This window comes from Paraconexibacter antarcticus (genome assembly GCF_024220175.1).
Lineage (GTDB): Bacteria > Actinomycetota > Thermoleophilia > Solirubrobacterales > Solirubrobacteraceae > Paraconexibacter > Paraconexibacter antarcticus.
Map to the genome: position 1 here is coordinate 3,406,217 of NZ_CP098502.1, position 15,979 is coordinate 3,422,195.

Sequence of the window (15,979 nt, forward strand, 5' to 3'; positions counted from 1 at the left end):
GCTCTTCCTCTCTATCCAGACTGAGCACGTCCTCAACCTCGGAGCGTCGGTTGTTCACCAGATCCAGCGGCATCCAGCTGCACATCACGTCTCTCCCGGGCGGTCGGCTCGGCCCAGAGGCATACCGGTGGGTGGACTGGTTGTCCACGGCCGGACAGTCCTGGTGGCAGGTGCTGCCGGTCGGACCGCCCGACCGTCACGGGTCCCCGTACAAGTCGCGCTCGGCGTTCGCCGCCTGGCGGGGCCTCCTCGGCGACCCGTCGGCGCCGGTCTCGGCCGACGAGGCGGACGCGTTCGCGGCCGCGCACCCGGCGTGGGCGCCAGGATGGGCGGCGGCGGCCGGCGGACGGCGCGCGCTCGCCGACCAGGTGCGCTTCCAGCGGGAGTGGGACGCCCTGCGCGCCCACGCGGCCGACCGCGGCGTGCGGGTCATCGGCGACGTCCCGATCTACGTCGCCCCCGGGAGCGCCGACCACCTGGACCACCCCGGGCTGTTCCTCGACGGCGTCGTGGCCGGGGCCCCGCCGGACGCGTACAGCGACACCGGGCAGCTGTGGGGCAACCCGTTCTACGACTGGCCGGCGAACCGCCGCGAGGGCTACGCCTGGTGGATCGCGCGGCTCCAGCGGACGCTCTCGCTGTTCGACGTCGCCCGGGTGGACCACTTCCGCGGCTTCGTCGCGGGCTGGGCGGTCCCGGAGGGCGCCCGCGACGCCCGCGGGGGCCGCTGGCGGCGCGGGCCGGGCCGCGCGCTCTTCGACGCGGCCGGCGCGGCGCTCGGCGGGGCGCCGTTGCCGCTCATCGCCGAGGACCTCGGCGTCATCACCGCCGCCGTCGAGCGCCTCCGCGTCGAGCTCGGGCTGCCGGGCATGGTCGTCGCGCAGTTCGCCTTCGAACCGGATGACGAGACGTCGCCCCACCGCCTCGCCCACCACGCGCCCGACCGCATCGCCTACACCGGCACGCACGACTCCGACACGCTCGCGGGCTGGCTCGCCGCGCTGCCGCCGGACGTCCGCGCCGAGGTCGACCGGACCGTCGCGGCGGCGGGCTTCGGCCGCCGCAGCCCCGTCTGGGGCCTCACCGCCTGGTGGATGCAGTCGGTCGCGCCGCTCGTGATGCTCCAGGCGCAGGACGTCCTCGAGCTCGGCTCCGAGGCCCGCATGAACACCCCCGGGCGGGCGACCGGCAACTGGCGCTGGCGGCTCGAACCCGGGCAGCTCACCGCCCGTCACGCCCGCCGGCTGCGCGACGTCACCGCCGAGGCCGGACGGCTGCCGTGACGCTCGCCCCGCAGGCCGGGCTCGTCGCGGTCGGCGACTCGATCACCCGCGGCAGCGGGACGATGGTCCTCGGCGTGCCCTGCCTCTCCTGGGCGCAGTGGCTCGCCGAGGCGCTCGACCTCCCGTTCACGAACCTCGCCGAGGACGGCGCGACCGTCCCGGTCGCCCTCGCCACGCAGGTGCCGCGGCTGCGCCATCGCCACGCCGTCGGCGCCGTCTACCTCGGGGTGAACGACGTGCGCGCGGTCGACTTCGACGCGGCGGCCTACGCCGCGGGCCTCGAGACGGTCGTCGCCGCCGTCGCGGCGTGCGCGGACCGCCTCGTCCTCTGCACGATCCCGCTCGACCTCGGCCGCCCGCGCGCCGGGGCGGCCAAGGTCCGCGGCGCGAACGCGATCATCCGGGCGACGGCGGCGCGCCACGGCGCCGTCGTCGCGTCGCTCGAGGATCTCCGGGGCCGGGAGCTCGTCCAGCCCGACGCCGTCCACCCCACCGCCGTCGGCCTCGTCGAGATCGCCGAGCGGGCGGCCCGCGCCCTCGGGGAGCCGCCGCACCCGCGGGCCGGCCCGCCCGTCCATCGCGGGCGACGGGCCCGGCTGCGTTTCCTCCTCACGACCCACGTCCCGGCGGTCGGGCGGGACGCGCGGCGCCGGGTGCGCGAGGACGTGGCACGGCGGCTGCACCGGTAGCCTCGCGGGCCCGTGCCCGCCGCACCTCCGCCGCCCGCCGCCCCCTCCGTGCCGTCCGTCACCGGCGCGGCGCCCGAGCCGCGTCTCGTCGCGGCCCCGCCCGCCGGCCCGCCTCCGTCGGGGCTCCGCGCGCTCCTGCGCGCGCGGCTCCTCGTCCTCCGCCACCGCGGCCGGGTGCGGGCCGCGCGCGGCGCCGCCGTCGGGCCGGGCGTCGTCGTCCACGTCGCCCCCGGCGCGCTCCTGCTCCTCGGCCCCGGCTGCGCGATCGGCGACGGGACCCGCCTGCACGTCGCCGCCGGCGAGCTGCGGATCGGCCGCGGCACCGTCCTCGGCGAGCGCTGCGTCGCGCGGCTCCTCGCCGGCGCCGACGTGGGCCCGCAGTGCCGCCTGGCGGACGAGGTGGTCCTCGCCGACTGCGGTCCGGTGACGAGCGACGTCGAGACGCCCCTGCGCCGTCAGGGCCTGCGGGCGGCGCCGATCGCCGTGGGCGCCGGCGTGCGGATCGGGCCCCGCGCGGTGGTCCTCGGCGGGGCGCGGATCGCGGCCGGGGTCCAGGTCGGCGCGCAGCTCGTCGTGCGCGGCGACGTCGCCGCGGACTCGCCGGACCTCCCGGCCCGGCCCGACGCCGCGCCGCACTGACGGCCCGCGGGGTCCGCAGGGTCGTCCGGGCGCCGCTCAGGCGGCGGTGACGTCCGGCGGGTCGGTGAGCGCCCCGGGCCGGCCGACGAGGTAGCCCTGCGCGCGGTCGCAGCCGAGGTCCCGCAGGACGGCGAACTGCTCCGGCGTCTCGATCCCCTCGGCGACGATCAGGAGGCCGAGCCCCTTCGCCATCCCGACGAGCGCGGTGACGATCGCCACGTCGTCCCGCTCGTCCGGGATGCCGTCGACGAAGGACCGGTCGAGCTTGATCGCGGCGATCGGGTGGCGCTTGAGGAGCGTCGGCGACGAGTACCCGGTGCCGAAGTCGTCCAGGACGATCCGCACCCCCATCGCGTCGAGTCCCTCGACGGTCGTCGCGGTCCCGGCGTCGACGCTGAGCAGCGCCGTCTCGGTGACCTCGAGCGCGAGGCGGTCCGGGCTGATGCCGTGCGCGGTGAGGATCTCGGCGACCCGCCGCGGGAGCCCGGGATCGTGCAGCTGCTGCGCGGACACGTTGACCGCCAGCTGCAGGCCCGGCCCGTGCCGCTCCGCGAGGGCGGGCAGCGCGGCGCAGGCCGCAGCGAGGACGAAGGCGCCGATCCCGTGGATGAGCCCCGTCTGCTCGGCGATCGGCACGAACTCGTCGGGGGGCACGGCGCCGAGGTCCGGATGCGTCCAGCGGGCGAGCGCCTCGACGGCCACGACCCCCTCGTCCTCGAACCCGATGATCGGCTGGAAGACGACGCTCAGCTCACCGCGCTCGACGGCGCTGCGCAGCGCCGTCTCCACCTGGAGGCGCCGGCCCGCCGCGCCGCGCTCGCCGTCGTCGTCCGCCCACGCGTACGTGTTGCCGCCGCGGACCTTCGCCGCGTACATCGCGAGGTCCGCCCGCCGCATGGCCTCCTGCGCGTCGACCCCCGGCCCGGAGATGACGGCGACGCCGACGCTGCCGGTGATCGTGAGGTCCTCGACGTGGCGGCGGGCGGTGACGGGGGCCTGCAGCGCCTCGAGCACCGCGTCGCCGAGCTGCGCCGCGCGATCGTGGCCGCCGACGGCGACGATGAGGAACTCCTCCCCGCCGATCCGGGCCACGAACTCCGGTCCGGCGCAGCGGTCGAGGCGCTGGGCCGCCTCGCGGATGACCTGGTCGCCGACATCGTGCCCGAGCGAGTCGTTGACCCGCTTGAGGCGGTCGAGGTCGATGAAGAGCACGGACACCGGCGTCGGGTGGTCGGCCTGGCGGGCGAGGACGTCCTGGAGGTGGGCGAACGCGCTCGCGCGGTTGGAGAGCCCGGTGAGCGAGTCGTGCGTCGCGTCGTGGATGAGGCGGTCGGAGGTCTGCCGGCGCTCGATCGCGATGCCGGCGAGCTTCGCCGCGTCGCGCATGAAGCGCCGGTCCTCCTCGCTCGGCGAGCGCGGCTGCGGGCCGTAGACGCCAAAGCTCCCGAGCACCGTCCCCGCCCGCCCGGTGATCGGGAAGGACCAGCAGTGACGCAGGCCGTGCGGGCGGATGAGGTCCTGGAAGGCCGCCCACCGCGGGTCGGTGTGCAAGTCGTGACCGATGACCTCCTGCCCGGAGTAGGCGGCGGCGCCGCACGAGCCGATCTGCGGGCCGACGGCGATCCCGTCGACGCCCGCCAGGTAGTCGGCGGGCAGGCGCGACGGACTGCCGTGGTGCAGCGTCGCCGTCGTCGGGTCGAGCAGCATGATCGAGCCCATGAGCGCGGGGTCATGCGTCTCGATGCTCGTGATGATCGCGCCGAGGATGCTCGGCAACGGCTCGTCGGCGGCGATGAGCTCGTGGATGCGGTTGTGCGCCTCGGTCAGCCTGGCCGTCCGGGTGAGCTCGGCGCCCGCGAGGCGCAGCTCGATCTCGGACGAAAGGCCGTCGCTGAGCTTCTGCAGGAGCCGGACCTGCGCGGGCGTCCAGGCGCGCCGGCGACGGTCCAGGACGCAGAGCGTGCCCGCAGGCGTCCCGCCGACCCGGAGCGGCATCCCCGCGAAAGCGGAGAACCCGGCGGCGACGAGGTCCGCACCGTGGGCGACCTCGTGGACGTCCCCGTGGACCACCGGGACCGCCTCGGTCACGACGCGCTCGCAGAGCGCGTCCGCCATCGGGGCCCGGTGCTCGGCGATCGCCAGGCCGTCGAGGCCGACGATCGCCCGGACGAACTGGCGGCCCGAGTCGACGAGCGTCGCGAGGGCGACCGGCGCCTCGAGCGCCTCGGCGGTGACCTGGACCCACCGCTCGACGGACGCCTCGCGGTCGGGGCTCACCAATCCGCCGAGTCCGAGTGCGCGCATCCGGGCCGTGTTGCCGACGACGGCGGAGCCAGGCATCTCGAGCGAGTGGTCGGGCAAGGCGGAGCTCTCGGACGGGTGGACGGCATGACGGGGCCGGTCCGCCTGTCGCCGGACAGCCCTATGTCGTAAGACGGTACCTCCCGATCGGCGGCACGCCAAGAATCTGGACGAACGGCGGCGCGGTCGCTCCCGATTTCGGTGCTACCACGGACGCGGCGTGCCGGCCGGCGTCAACTCAGGCGCTCGACGACCATCGCCTGGCCCTGACCGCCGCCGATGCACATGCACTCGACCCCGATCGTGCCGCCGGTCTCGTCCAGTCCGTTCAGGAGCGAGGACATGATCCGCAGGCCGGTCATGCCGAACGGGTGGCCGATCGCGATCGCGCCGCCGAACGGGTTCACGCGGTCGTCGAAGGGGTCGATGCCGACCTCCTCGCAGACCGGGATCACCTGGGCGGCGAACGCCTCGTTGAGCTCGAAGACGTCGACGTCGTCGATCGTGACGCCGGCGAGGCCGAGGGCCTGCTTCACCGCCTCGATCGGCCCAACGCCCATGAGCGCCGGGTCGACGGCGGAGACCGCGGAGGCGAGGACGCGCGCCCGTGGCGTGAGCCCGAGCGCCGCGGCCCGCCGCTCGCCCATGACGAGCGCGGCGGCGGCACCGTCGTTCAGCGGGCACGAGTTGCCCGCGGTGACGCGCCCGTCGCTGCGGAACACGGGGTCGAGCGAGGCGAGCTTCTCGAGCGTCGAGCTCGCGCGAGGGCAGTCGTCCTCGGTCATCGCCTGGCCCGACGGAAGCTCGACCGGGACGATCTCGCGCCCGGTGATGCCCGCCTCACGGGCCGCGACGGCACGCTCCTGCGAGCGCTGGGCGAAGGCGTCCATCCGCTCGCGGGTGACGCCCCAGCGGTCGGCCACGTTCTCGGCGGTGAGGCCCATCGGCATGAAGACCGCCCCGAGCGTGTCGCCGTCGGCCTCGGGATCGAGCAGCGGGTTCTTCGTCGCGAGGTGGTGGCCGTGCCCGACGCGTGACACCGACTCGACGCCGCTGACGACGAAGGTGTCGCCCTCGCCGGCCATGATCGCGTGGGCGGCGGTGCGCAGCGCCTGCAGCGACGAGCCGCAGAGGCGCGTGACGGTCTGCGCCGGGACGTGATGCGGCAGGCCGGCGAGGATCGCGATGTTCCGCCCGACGTTGTAGCCCTGCTCGCCCCACGGGAACGCGCAGCCGCACACGAGGTCGTCGATCGTCGCGGGGTCGACCGCCGGATTCGCCTCCAGCAGCGCGCGGACCATGCGCGCCGCGAGATCGTCGGGGCGGACGTCGGCGAGCGAGCCCTTGTGCGCCCGGCCCACGGGCGACCGCCGGACGTCGACGATCACCGGGCGGTCACCGGCGGCGGTCCTCACGTCGACGTCCGGGCAGCGGTCTGGGCCATGCGCCCATCGTATTACATCGTGTGTGGACACCGTGTCCGCGGCACTCGCCGCTGTCACACGACCGGGTTCTGGACCGTCGCGGACCGGGCGGGCGGCTCAGTCCGACCGGGGCCCGCTGAAGTCCTCGCCGCCCATGGCGCGCCCGAGCGCGCGCAGGCCCATCAGGACGAGGCCGAGCGCGAGGATGAACCCGCCCAGGCGGAAGACGAACACGACGTGCGCCGCCACGCCCAGCAGGAGCAGGAAGAGGCCGAAGGCGACGATCATGGCGGTGACCGTACCGGGCGCCCGGGCACCCGGCGCCGCGTCGGGCGGAGTGGGCGCCTAGATGTAGTACATGAGTGTCATGGCCGATGAACACTGGCCCAGACGGACCCGCGCTGCACTGGCGCTGCAGTTCACCCCGTGAAGACCGCCGACAGGTAGGTGTCCATGAGGGTCGCCGCCTCCGCCTCGTTGCCCGGGAACAGGTGCCCGTACAGGTCGAACGTGACGGCGATCGACGAGTGCCCCATGTACTTCGAGAGCGAGTGCGCGTTGACCCCGGCGGCGATGCTCAGCGACGCGTACAGGTGCCTGCAGGCGTGAAGCGTGACCCGCTGCAGCCCCGCGGCCTTCCACACCTTGTCCGCCCGCTTCTGCAGCGACGCGGACCGGAACGGCACGTCCTCCCCCGTCCCGAACACGAGCCCGCCGACGCGAGCCGTGGTCACCCGGTGCTCACGGAGGTACGGCAGGAGCGTGGCGAGAACCGGGACGGTGCGCGTGCCCTGCTTGGACTTCGGCGGCCCGTAGCCGTGGACGGGGTGATAGTTCCGGACTACCCGGAGGGTGCCCGCGTCGAGGTCGACGTCCTTCCACTGCAGACCCATCAGCTCGCCGCGCCTGAGCCCGGACAGCATCGCGGTGGCCCACACGGCCCGGTCAGTCTCCGGGACGGCGCACAGGAGCCGGAAGGCGTCCTGTGGGGCCGGCGGCTTCCGCTGTCCGCGGGAGGTCTTCATCGGGAGCTCGATCCCGTCCGTGGGGTCGATCTTCACGAGCCCCTTCGTCTTCAGCCTGCGGTACACGACGCGGAGCACGAGGACGGTCGACTCGATCGTGCCGGGGTTGATCTCGTCGGCCTCGAGCCCGTCGACGAACTCCTGAAGCTCCGTCAGGGACAGCCGGTCGATCCTGCGGTTCTCGTAGACGTCCTTCAGGCGGAGCTTCCAGTTCTGCTCGATGGCGACGATCGAAGAGCCGGCGAACTGCTCGCGGTTGCGCTTCCGCGCGGTCCCCGCGCGGGCGGCGGCGGCCCACTCGGTCACGGCCCCGCCGATGGTCAGGACCTTCGTGCCGGTGACAACGACCGGGGTCGACCCGTCGCGGATGCCGGTGCGGATCGCTTCGCGCCAGGCGACGGCCTCGGTCTTCGTGGCGCACGTCTTCGTGATCCGGCGGTTGTTCCGGGAGTCGAACGCCTGGGCCTGCCACGTCGGCTTGCAGTTGCACCCGCGGCCTGCGCGCGACGCGCAGGCCTTGGAGTGCCGGATCTGGATGCCCGGGGTCGCCATCAGGCGTCCTCTCGCATGGCGCGCTCAAGGTCCGCGATCGGACCCTCGAGGGCTGAGTTTCGGAAGTACCGCCACCTCGGGTTCGGCCCGGACAGCCCGGTTGACTCTCGACGCAGCTCCCGCTTCTTGAGCATGTCAGCGACGATCGGCTGGATATGGCCGGGATACAGGCCCAGCTCAGGCAGGTGGGTGTTGAACCGCTCGGCGATCTCGGCGGTGGTCAGGCCGTCGTCGCCTAGTAGTGCTCCGTTAGGTTGTTGCAGGAGGTTATGGAGTCTTGGCGAACTTCTTGTGCATGAGTTCGTCGGCGGGGCAGGTCAAGATCGGGTCGGTGGCCGGTCTCTCGGACAAGCAGCTGGCGCGGGTGCGGCCGCGGCTTGAGGCGTTCGCGGAGGACATGTTCGAGCCAATGGTGCGTCGCGATCAGCGGCGGTGGGGCGGCGTGTATCTGCGGGGGTTGATGCTCGATGGCAAGCGCAAGAGCATCGAGCCGATGGCTGCCCGCCTGGAAGATGGCGATGAGCAGTGCTTGCAGCAGTTCGTCAACCAGTCGCCGTGGCGGTGGGAACCGGTGCGTAAGCGCTTGGCGGTCCGGCTCAGCGAGGCGATCGTGCCGGCGGCTTGGGTGATTGACGACACCGGCTTTCCGAAGTTCGGCGACAAGTCAGTCGGCGTGGCGCGCCAGTACTCCGGCGCTTTGGGGAAGGTCGGCAACTGCCAGATCGGGGTCTCGATCACCGCCGCCACCGTGCACGCGTCGTGCCCGATCGACTGGCGTCTGTTCCTGCCCGAGTCGTGGAACGAGGACCCGCGCCGCGCCGGCTGCAAAGTCCCCGACGACGTCGTGCATCGGCCGAAGTGGCAGCTCGCGTTGGACATGATCGACGAGCTTCAGGCGTGGGGGCTGCAGGCTCCGCCGGTGCTCGGCGACGCCGCCTACGGTGACGTGACGGAGCTGCGCATCGGCCTGGAAGAGCGCGACATCCGCTACGTGCTGGACGTCAAGGGCACCACGTCGGCGCTCCCGGCCAGCACCGAGCCGCAGACGCCGACCTACGCCGGCAAAGGACGGCCGCCCGCGCCGCGCTACCGCCGACCGTTCAGCAGCGTCGCGGCTTTGGCGGCCGAGGTCGGCGAGGACGCCTATCTGCGGATCTGCTGGCGCCAGGGCACCAAGGGCGAGCTGGCCTCGCGCTTCACCGCGATCCGCGTGAAGCTCTGCAACATCAAGCTGCGCAGCGCCCACGCAGACGGCAATCTGCCGGTCCGGTGGCTGCTGGCGGAGTGGCCCGAAGGCAAGAGCGCCCCGACCGACTTCTGGATCAGCGACCTCCCCGACGACACGCCGATCGCGGACCTCGTCGCGCTGGCGAAGCTGCGCTGGCGGATCGAGCAGGACTACCGCGAGCTCAAAGACGCCCTCGGCCTAGACCACTTCGAAGGCCGCTCCTGGCCCGGCTGGCACCACCACACAACCCTCGTCTCCGTCGCGCACGGCTTCCTGACCCTGGAACGACTGCGGCGACCTCAACGCCGGGCGGCCGCCTGACCTCACTGTTCGAGGTCGTTCGGGAGCTGCAAACGCTCTTGGCCTGCTGGCACGGGACATGCCCGACCTGCCGCAGACGGCTGCCGCCCGACACCCCCTACCTCAACGACACCTAACGGAGCACTATTAGAGGCTTGTCCTCGGACCTACCCGATCAAGGCAAACCCGTTGCGAGGCGGGGACGCAAAGCCAGGGGTCTTCCACGGACGGAAGGCCGCCCAGTTGCCCAGGAGGCATCCATGTACCGCACGACGCTCACCACCATCGCCGCGACCCTCTCGGTCGCGCTCACGCCCGCCGCCGCGTTCGCGGCTGGGATCCCGGCCGGGTTCACCGCCGGCCCGCCCGCATTGGCCACGACCGCTGCGCCGTCGGGCACCCCGACCGCGACGAGCAACCCCGGTAGCGCGTACGTGCCGTCGGGCACGCCGACCGCCGACAACCACCCGACCGGGACGAGCAACCCGGGTATGAGCCACAAGCCCGCCGGCACGCCGGGGCCGAACGCGTCGGCCTCGAGCAAGGCGAAGGCCTACGGCACCTACTGCAAGGGTGAGAGCAAGCAGCCGGTCGACGGGCAGACCGGCACGCCGTTCAGCAAGTGCGTCACCGCCATGGCCAAGCTCGCCTCGGGCGTGACGAGCAACCCCACCAGCGCCTGCAAGTCGCTGAGCAAGAAGCACGTCGCCGGTCAGCACGGGACCGCGTTCAGCCAGTGCGTGAAGGCCGCCGCGAAGCTCGCCAAGGATCAGGCCGTCACGACCCCGGACCCGAGCACCGACCCGGCGCCCGCGACCGACCCGACGACGGACCCGGCCCCGACGGACCCGACGACGGCCACGAGCCGCCGCTGAGCAACGGCCTGTCGGCGGCGACCCCCGAAGGGTCGCCGCCGATCGCCGTGCGGTTCAACTCCACCTACGCGATGACGTCCAGCACCGACATCACCGAGGGCCTCACGATCGCCTATCAGCCGATGGTCGATCTGCAGACCGGGCGACCGTGGGCGTACGAGGCGCTCCTGCGCCCAGAGTCGGCCTCGCCGTCCGCGTGGCTTGCGAAGGCCCGCCGCGAGGGCGCCGGCCCGGTGGCCGAGGCGCTGGCGATCACGCTGGCCCTCCGCGGCGGTCGGCCACCCGGCGGCGCGCTGCTGGCGGTCAACGTCAGCGCCTCAGCGTTGGCCTCCGACGCGGTGCAGCGGATGCTGCCTCGTGATCTGTCGGGGCTCATCCTGGAGATCACCGAGAACGAGCTCGTGCTGCACGGCTCCTCGATCCAGACCCACTTGGACGACCTCCGTGGCCGAGGAGCCTTGATCGCGGTCGACGACGCCGGCGCGGGGTACGCGAGCCTCAGGCAGGTGATGCTGCTGCGCCCCGACATCATCAAGCTCGACCGCGAGCTCGTGTCCGGCGTGCACCTTGACCCGGCGAAGGTTGCGCTCATCGAGGCCCTCAGCCGCTTCGCTGTGCGCACCGGCGCGATGCTCTGCGCCGAGGGCATCGAGCACGAGGACGAGCTCGCCACGCTCGCCGACCTCGACGTGCCGATCGGCCAGGGCTTCTACCTCGCCCGCCCCCACGCCCGGTGGCCGACCGTCGCGCCGATGGCCGCGCTGGCCTGCCGGGAGGGCCTGGCCTCGGCGCTGCGCCACGGCGACCGGCCGCTCGGCGACCACGTCCAGATCCTGCAGGAGGCGCTCGCCGCCCGGCTGAGCAACTGCACCTCCCTCGCAGACCTCAACGCTACCCTTCCCCAGCTGCAGCTGCTGCTGCAAGCCGACGGCCTGAGCATCTCCCGCCTCGAGGACCCGGGCGGGGACCCCTACCTGCAGACCTGCGCCGGGTCCGTCTGGGAGGACGAGCCCTGCTATCGCGTCGCCGACTACCCGACCACGGGCGCGTTGCTGCGGACCGGAGACGCCGCCCAGGTCCTGCGTGGGGATACCGGCGCCGACGAGCACGAGCTGCAACTGCTGCACACCAACGGCCTGGCCGCACTGATGATGATCCCGCTGCGCGCCGGCGGGCAGGCCGTCGGGCTGCTTGAGGTCTTCAGCAGCGAGGACCGGCCCTGGACCCGCCAGCAGCTCACGCTCGCGCGCACGGTCGCCCACCATCTCGCCACGCTCCTGCGTCATCTCCCCGCTCACGCTCAGGCGCGAGCGGTCGGGCATTCCGGGCCCCCCGGACTGACCACCTTGCGGGCGCTTCCCGCCATCGCCGCAAACGACACGGCGGGGAGGGCCTGACCCGCCGCACGAGCCTGTTCGGGCCCGGTGACACCGACCAAAGGCAAACCCGCCGCAGGGCGGGGCCGCAAAGCCAGTGGCCCCACCGCGGTGAGGCGGCCCAGCCGCCCATGACTCTCAACCGCCTTCCGCCCACCCACCGCCGACTCGATGAGGCCGGCTTCACGCTCGCGGGCCACGCGATCTCCGCGACGATCACCCTTCCCAGGACCGTCGCCGCCGCGAGCCTCCCGCCCGACAGCTCACCGTGCGGCAGATCGCCCTCCGCCGTGACTACACCCGTTGCCCGCCGCTGCCCGCAGGGGTCACCGGATCCCGTCGCCTGGTGCCCGACCAACCCGGGGTACTGACCGGTGCCGGACGGGAGCCTTCCTGCACGCACGACACCTCGTCCGGTGCAGATAGGGGCTGACTTCAGCGTGGGTCCGGTGTTGTCGATACATGGGACGTGGCCATGAGCCCACCACACACCCTCCCCTCGCCGACGGGCCTGCTCGCCCGGCGCCTACCCGTGCGCTCGAGCGCGGTCCGGGCGGACTCGACGCTGTTCTCGCAGGTCTACCGCGAGCACCATCAGGACCTGTACCGGTACATCCGCTCGATCCTCCGCGACCCGGCCGACGCCGAGGATGTCCTGCAGAGCGTGATGCTCAAGGCGATGGTCGCCCTGCAGAAAGAGGACCGCGACTTCGAGCTGCGCCCCTGGCTGTTCCGGATCGCCCACAACGAAGCGATCAACCGCATCCGCCAGCAGCGCCCGACGAGCGAACTGGACACCACACACGCCAGCAAGGGCCCGCCGACGAGCGACATGGTCGCCGACCGCGACCGCCTCAAGCAGCTGTGGAGCGACCTGACGCTGCTCCCCGACCGCCAGCGGCAGGCGCTCGTGCTGCGCGAGCTCAGCGGCTTCTCCCACCAGGAGATCGCCAAGGTCCTGGAGTGCGCCCCGACCGTGGTCAAGCAGACGATCTTCGAAGCCCGCACCGCCCTGGCCGAGCTCGCCGAAGGACGCGCGATGCAGTGCGATGAGATCCAGCGCAAGCTCTCCGACGGAGACGGCCGCGTCCGCCGCGGCCGGCGTATGCGCGGCCACCTCGCAAGCTGCAGCACCTGCCGTCACTTCGACTTCGCGCTCACGGCGCGGCCCCAGGAGATGGGGGCCCTCTTCCCCGTCCTGCCCGTCGCCGCAAGCACGGCGCTGCTCGGCCACCTCTTCCACACCGGCGGCGCCGCCGCCAAGGGCGGCGCCCTCACCGCCGGCGCGGGCGGTGCCGCCGGAACGACCAGCACCGTCGCCGCCGCCATCACCACCAAGATGGCCGTCCTGGCCGCGACGGGCGTCGCCGCCGCCGGGGCCACCGGCGTCGCGGTCCATCACCACGCCACGACCCACCCGGCGCCGCGGACGTCCATCAGCTCCAACGGACCCGCCAACACGGCCGGGCACCGCGCCGCGACCTCCGGTCCTGCAGCCACGCCACCGGCGACCGCGGGGACGAGCCGCCGCGCAGCCTCCAGCCGCGCGTCCGGACCGACGACGGCCGGCGGCGACTCGACCCACAACATGCCGCAAGCGCACAACAGCGGGGCGGGCGCCGCGTCGCAGGCCACGGCCGCACATCAGCCCTCCGCGTCGCAGACGAGCGTCCCCGCCGCCCAGCGTCCCGCGCCGACGCGGACAAGCCCGGTCACCGCGACACCTTCGGCGCCCGCCCCGACGACCGTGACGCGCCCGAGCACCGCGACACGTCAGCCGACGAGCACCGGACCGGCAGCAGCGCCGACGACCGCCGCGCGTCCGCTCACCACCACAGGGCCGACCGCCGCACCGACGAGACCCACGCCCACCGCGGCGGTCCCATCGTCATCCACTCCCACAACGACCACGGCACCTGCAAACGCCCCGAGCACCACCCCGACGACCGCACCGACGACGCCCACTGTCCCGACCAGCGGTGGTGGCAGCGGCACCGCCCCTCGCTCCGGCCCCGGGGCCGGCGGCACCGCGGCCGGCTGACCGAGCCCGTCTGCGGGCGGGACGTCGCCCCGGGACTATCAGGACGCGAGCAACGTCACGTGCGCGGTGAACGTCTGCCCGCAGAGCACGGCCACGACCCGGCTCTCAGACTGGCGGCACGGACGTCGCCTGACCCCTCCTCCCGCCGCGAACTCTGCCCGGCACGGGGCGATTTCGCCCTGAGGCGGGAAACGTGCGACCGTCGCGGGATGTCTGAGATGTGGAACGGGGTCGCGCCCGCCTGGGAGCAGAATGCGGCGTTCGTCGACGCGCACCTGCACTCCGTCACCGAGGCGCTGCTGGATGCCGTCGACGTCAGGCGCGGGGCGGATGTGCTGGACCTCGCAACGGGCCCCGGCGGCGCTGGTCTAGCCGCGGCCGAGCGAGTAGGCACGTTCGGCAGCGTGATCCTCGCCGACGTCGCCCGCGACATGGTGCGGGTCGCCGTGCGGCGGGCGGCGGGGCGCGCCAGGATCAGCACCCTGGTCTGCGACCAGAGCGCGATCGACGCTCCCGATGCGAGCTTTGACGCGGTGATCGTCCGTCACGGTCTCATGTTCGCCGAGGATCCCGTGGAGGCGGTGCGGGAGGCACGGCGGGTGCTCCGTCCCGGCGGACGCTACGGCGCCATGGTCTGGGGGCCACGGACCGACAACCCGTGGCTCGGGCTGATCCTCGACGCCGTCGGCGCGCAGTTCGGCATCCCGTTCCCGCCCCCGACCGTCCCCGGACCGTTCTCGCTCGCGCGGCCCGAGCACCTCACCGATGTGCTGGGTCAGGCGGGGCTCGAGCAGGCGACCGTCGCGGCCGTACCTGCCCCGATGAGCATCGGGTCACTCGACGCCTAGTGGGAGCGGGTGCCGCAGCTCGCCGGCCCGCTCGCCACCGCCCTGGCCGGCATGGACGCCGACGTGCGGGAGGCGATCCGCGAACGCGCGCTGGCGACAGGCGCCCGGTCCGCCACGGCCTCGCCGGACGGGATCGTGCTCCAGGGGTCGGTGCTCATCGCGACCGGGCGCAAGCCCAAGGCGACCGGAGACGCCTGAACCCCGCGCAGCCCCGGCCAAGCCTCCGCGCTGCTCACACCAGTTGCGCTTTACCCTCGGTCGATGTACGAGCTCGCCGGTCTGACGATTCCTCCCGGGCCGCATCTGACCAGCGAGATCCGCGACCAGCTCGCCTCCGGACGCTACGAGCGAGCCGAGCTCGCGGCACTGCGGGCGAAGCTGCGCACGGACGACACGGTGATGGAGCTCGGGACGGGCATCGGCGTCCTGTCGGCCTACTGCGCGCGCATCACCGGATCGGCCAGCGTCTTCACGTTCGAGGCCAATCCCGCGCTCGAGACCCCGATCCGTGCGCTCTACCGCGCCAACGACGTGGCACCGACGCTTCAGATGTGCGTTCTCGGCGGCCACCACGGTGAGGTCCGCCTGCACGTCCACGAGGACTTCTGGGCGTCGTCGACCGTGAGCGCCGAGGGCACCGCCTCATCGGCGGTCGCCGTGCCGATGCGCCCGTTCGCGGAAGCGATCCGAGACGTCGCGCCGACACTCCTCATCATCGACATCGAGGGCGGAGAGCGCGAGCTGACGCCCACGCTGTGCCTTGACGGCGTGCGGACCGTGATCATCGAGCTGCACCCCGGCGTGATCGGCGAGGACGGTTGCGCGGAAGCGCTCGCCGCGATCGAGGACGCAGGCTTCGCGTTCGACCCGGCGACGTCGAGCGACGACGTCTTCGTGCTCGAGCGAACGGCGACCCCCGACGGCGGCGCCAACCGCGCCGCCGACTACCTCCCCGCGGCCCAGCAGCGGCGTGCGACCGAGGAGGTCTGCGCCATCGTCCCGCCAGAGGCGGCGTTCGTCCTCGTCGACTCCGGCCTGTGGTGGGAGGGCGGCGAGTTCGAAGGGCGACGCCCCCTGCGGCTCGTCGAGCGCGACGGCGAGGACTGGGGACTGCCCGCGGACACCACAGAAGCCATCGAGGAGCTAGCCGCCCGGCGTGCCGAGGGCGCCGAGCTCGTCGTCTTCGCGTGGCCGGCGTTCTGGTGGTTCGAGGAGCTGCCCGGGCTGCGGGACGCGCTCACGGCCCATGCCGCCTGCGTGCTCGAGAACCGCCGCCTCGTGATCTTCGACCTGACACGGATGCCCGCCTGACGGTTCGGTGTCTGCTGTGGCGTGCCAAGCCCGATGTCGCCGCGTGGAGGCGGCCGCCGGGCCGGCCGTCGCGCTGCTTGAGGCGGA

General features: G+C 73.3%; 14 protein-coding genes and 2 riboswitches. Of the genes, 10 read left to right on the forward strand and 4 right to left on the reverse strand.

What is annotated here, in order from left to right; genetic code table 11:
* Window positions 1-50 precede the first annotated feature (50 nt).
* From NBH00_RS16645 to NBH00_RS16655, 3 genes are read left to right on the forward strand one after another with little or no spacing between them, the layout of a single operon-like run.
* The gene (locus NBH00_RS16645) at window positions 51-1,283 is read left to right on the forward strand and encodes a 4-alpha-glucanotransferase (protein ID WP_367401259.1); all 1,233 of its coding nucleotides are present in this window, start codon (window positions 51-53) and stop codon (window positions 1,281-1,283) included.
* On the forward strand, window positions 1,280-1,972 hold the full coding sequence (locus tag NBH00_RS16650) for an SGNH/GDSL hydrolase family protein (RefSeq protein ID WP_254569718.1): 693 nt from the start codon (window positions 1,280-1,282) through the stop codon (window positions 1,970-1,972). Before NBH00_RS16645 ends, NBH00_RS16650 begins: the two co-directional genes overlap by 4 nt.
* Window positions 1,973-1,984: 12 nt before the next feature.
* Window positions 1,985-2,611: an acyltransferase gene (locus NBH00_RS16655; RefSeq protein WP_254569719.1), complete on the forward strand. Its 627-nt coding sequence runs from the start codon at window positions 1,985-1,987 to the stop codon at window positions 2,609-2,611.
* Between the two features lie 36 nt (window positions 2,612-2,647).
* Here the strand turns inward: NBH00_RS16655 and NBH00_RS16660 are convergent, their stop codons facing one another.
* The 4 genes from NBH00_RS16660 to NBH00_RS16675 form a co-directional block, all read right to left on the reverse strand.
* Complete coding sequence (locus NBH00_RS16660) at window positions 2,648-4,951, reverse strand: bifunctional diguanylate cyclase/phosphodiesterase (protein ID WP_254569720.1); 2,304 nt, start codon at window positions 4,949-4,951, stop codon at window positions 2,648-2,650.
* A 194-nt stretch (window positions 4,952-5,145) separates the two neighbouring features.
* Window positions 5,146-6,327, reverse strand: a complete 1,182-nt coding sequence (locus tag NBH00_RS16665; protein WP_254569721.1) for an acetyl-CoA C-acyltransferase — start codon at window positions 6,325-6,327, stop codon at window positions 5,146-5,148.
* Window positions 6,328-6,453: 126 nt separating this feature from the next.
* A complete protein-coding gene (locus tag NBH00_RS16670; protein WP_254569722.1) occupies window positions 6,454-6,624 on the reverse strand; it encodes a hypothetical protein in 171 nt (56 codons plus the stop codon).
* Between the two features lie 131 nt (window positions 6,625-6,755).
* Entirely contained in the window at window positions 6,756-7,913 is a 1,158-nt protein-coding gene (locus tag NBH00_RS16675; protein ID WP_254569723.1) for a tyrosine-type recombinase/integrase, read from the reverse strand.
* 295 nt (window positions 7,914-8,208) lie between these two features.
* Between NBH00_RS16675 and NBH00_RS16680 the strand changes: the two genes are divergently transcribed.
* The 7 genes from NBH00_RS16680 to NBH00_RS16710 all read left to right on the forward strand — a co-directional run bounded on the left by NBH00_RS16680 (window position 8,209) and on the right by NBH00_RS16710 (window position 15,892).
* Complete coding sequence (locus tag NBH00_RS16680; protein ID WP_254569724.1) at window positions 8,209-9,462, forward strand: IS701 family transposase; 1,254 nt, start codon at window positions 8,209-8,211, stop codon at window positions 9,460-9,462.
* A 148-nt stretch (window positions 9,463-9,610) separates the two neighbouring features.
* Window positions 9,611-9,692: riboswitch (cyclic di-GMP riboswitch) on the forward strand.
* 9 nt (window positions 9,693-9,701) lie between these two features.
* Window positions 9,702-10,316 carry a hypothetical protein gene (locus NBH00_RS16685; RefSeq protein ID WP_254569725.1) on the forward strand — a complete coding sequence of 205 codons (615 nt, stop codon included), beginning with the start codon at window positions 9,702-9,704 and terminating at the stop codon, window positions 10,314-10,316.
* Between the two features lie 71 nt (window positions 10,317-10,387).
* A complete protein-coding gene (locus NBH00_RS16690; RefSeq protein ID WP_254569726.1) occupies window positions 10,388-11,713 on the forward strand; it encodes an EAL domain-containing protein in 1,326 nt (441 codons plus the stop codon).
* A gap of 32 nt (window positions 11,714-11,745) precedes the next feature.
* A riboswitch (cyclic di-GMP riboswitch) is annotated at window positions 11,746-11,825 on the forward strand.
* A 342-nt stretch (window positions 11,826-12,167) separates the two neighbouring features.
* A complete protein-coding gene (locus NBH00_RS16695; RefSeq protein WP_254569727.1) occupies window positions 12,168-13,733 on the forward strand; it encodes a sigma-70 family RNA polymerase sigma factor in 1,566 nt (521 codons plus the stop codon).
* 209 nt (window positions 13,734-13,942) lie between these two features.
* Window positions 13,943-14,581 (forward strand): class I SAM-dependent methyltransferase, encoded by a 639-nt coding sequence (locus tag NBH00_RS16700; protein ID WP_254569728.1) that lies wholly within the window; start codon window positions 13,943-13,945, stop codon window positions 14,579-14,581.
* A 9-nt stretch (window positions 14,582-14,590) separates the two neighbouring features.
* Window positions 14,591-14,779, forward strand: a complete 189-nt coding sequence (locus tag NBH00_RS16705; protein ID WP_254569729.1) for a hypothetical protein — start codon at window positions 14,591-14,593, stop codon at window positions 14,777-14,779.
* 63 nt (window positions 14,780-14,842) lie between these two features.
* Window positions 14,843-15,892, forward strand: a complete 1,050-nt coding sequence (locus NBH00_RS16710) for an FkbM family methyltransferase (protein WP_254569730.1) — start codon at window positions 14,843-14,845, stop codon at window positions 15,890-15,892.
* Window positions 15,893-15,979 lie beyond the last annotated feature (87 nt).

Excerpts from the sequence above, each read along its gene's own strand:
- NBH00_RS16660 (WP_254569720.1), bottom strand. The coding sequence starts at position 4,951 with ATGCCTGGCTCCGCCGTCGTCGGCAACACGGCCCGGATGCGCGCACTC.
- NBH00_RS16670 (WP_254569722.1), bottom strand. The coding sequence starts at position 6,624 with ATGATCGTCGCCTTCGGCCTCTTCCTGCTCCTGCTGGGCGTGGCGGCG.
- NBH00_RS16685 (WP_254569725.1), top strand. The coding sequence starts at position 9,702 with ATGTACCGCACGACGCTCACCACCATCGCCGCGACCCTCTCGGTCGCG.
- NBH00_RS16680 (WP_254569724.1), top strand. The coding sequence starts at position 8,209 with ATGAGTTCGTCGGCGGGGCAGGTCAAGATCGGGTCGGTGGCCGGTCTC.
- NBH00_RS16675 (WP_254569723.1), bottom strand. The coding sequence starts at position 7,913 with ATGGCGACCCCGGGCATCCAGATCCGGCACTCCAAGGCCTGCGCGTCG.
- NBH00_RS16700 (WP_254569728.1), top strand. The coding sequence starts at position 13,943 with ATGTCTGAGATGTGGAACGGGGTCGCGCCCGCCTGGGAGCAGAATGCG.
- NBH00_RS16690 (WP_254569726.1), top strand. The coding sequence starts at position 10,388 with ATGACGTCCAGCACCGACATCACCGAGGGCCTCACGATCGCCTATCAG.
- NBH00_RS16695 (WP_254569727.1), top strand. The coding sequence starts at position 12,168 with ATGAGCCCACCACACACCCTCCCCTCGCCGACGGGCCTGCTCGCCCGG.
- NBH00_RS16710 (WP_254569730.1), top strand. The coding sequence starts at position 14,843 with ATGTACGAGCTCGCCGGTCTGACGATTCCTCCCGGGCCGCATCTGACC.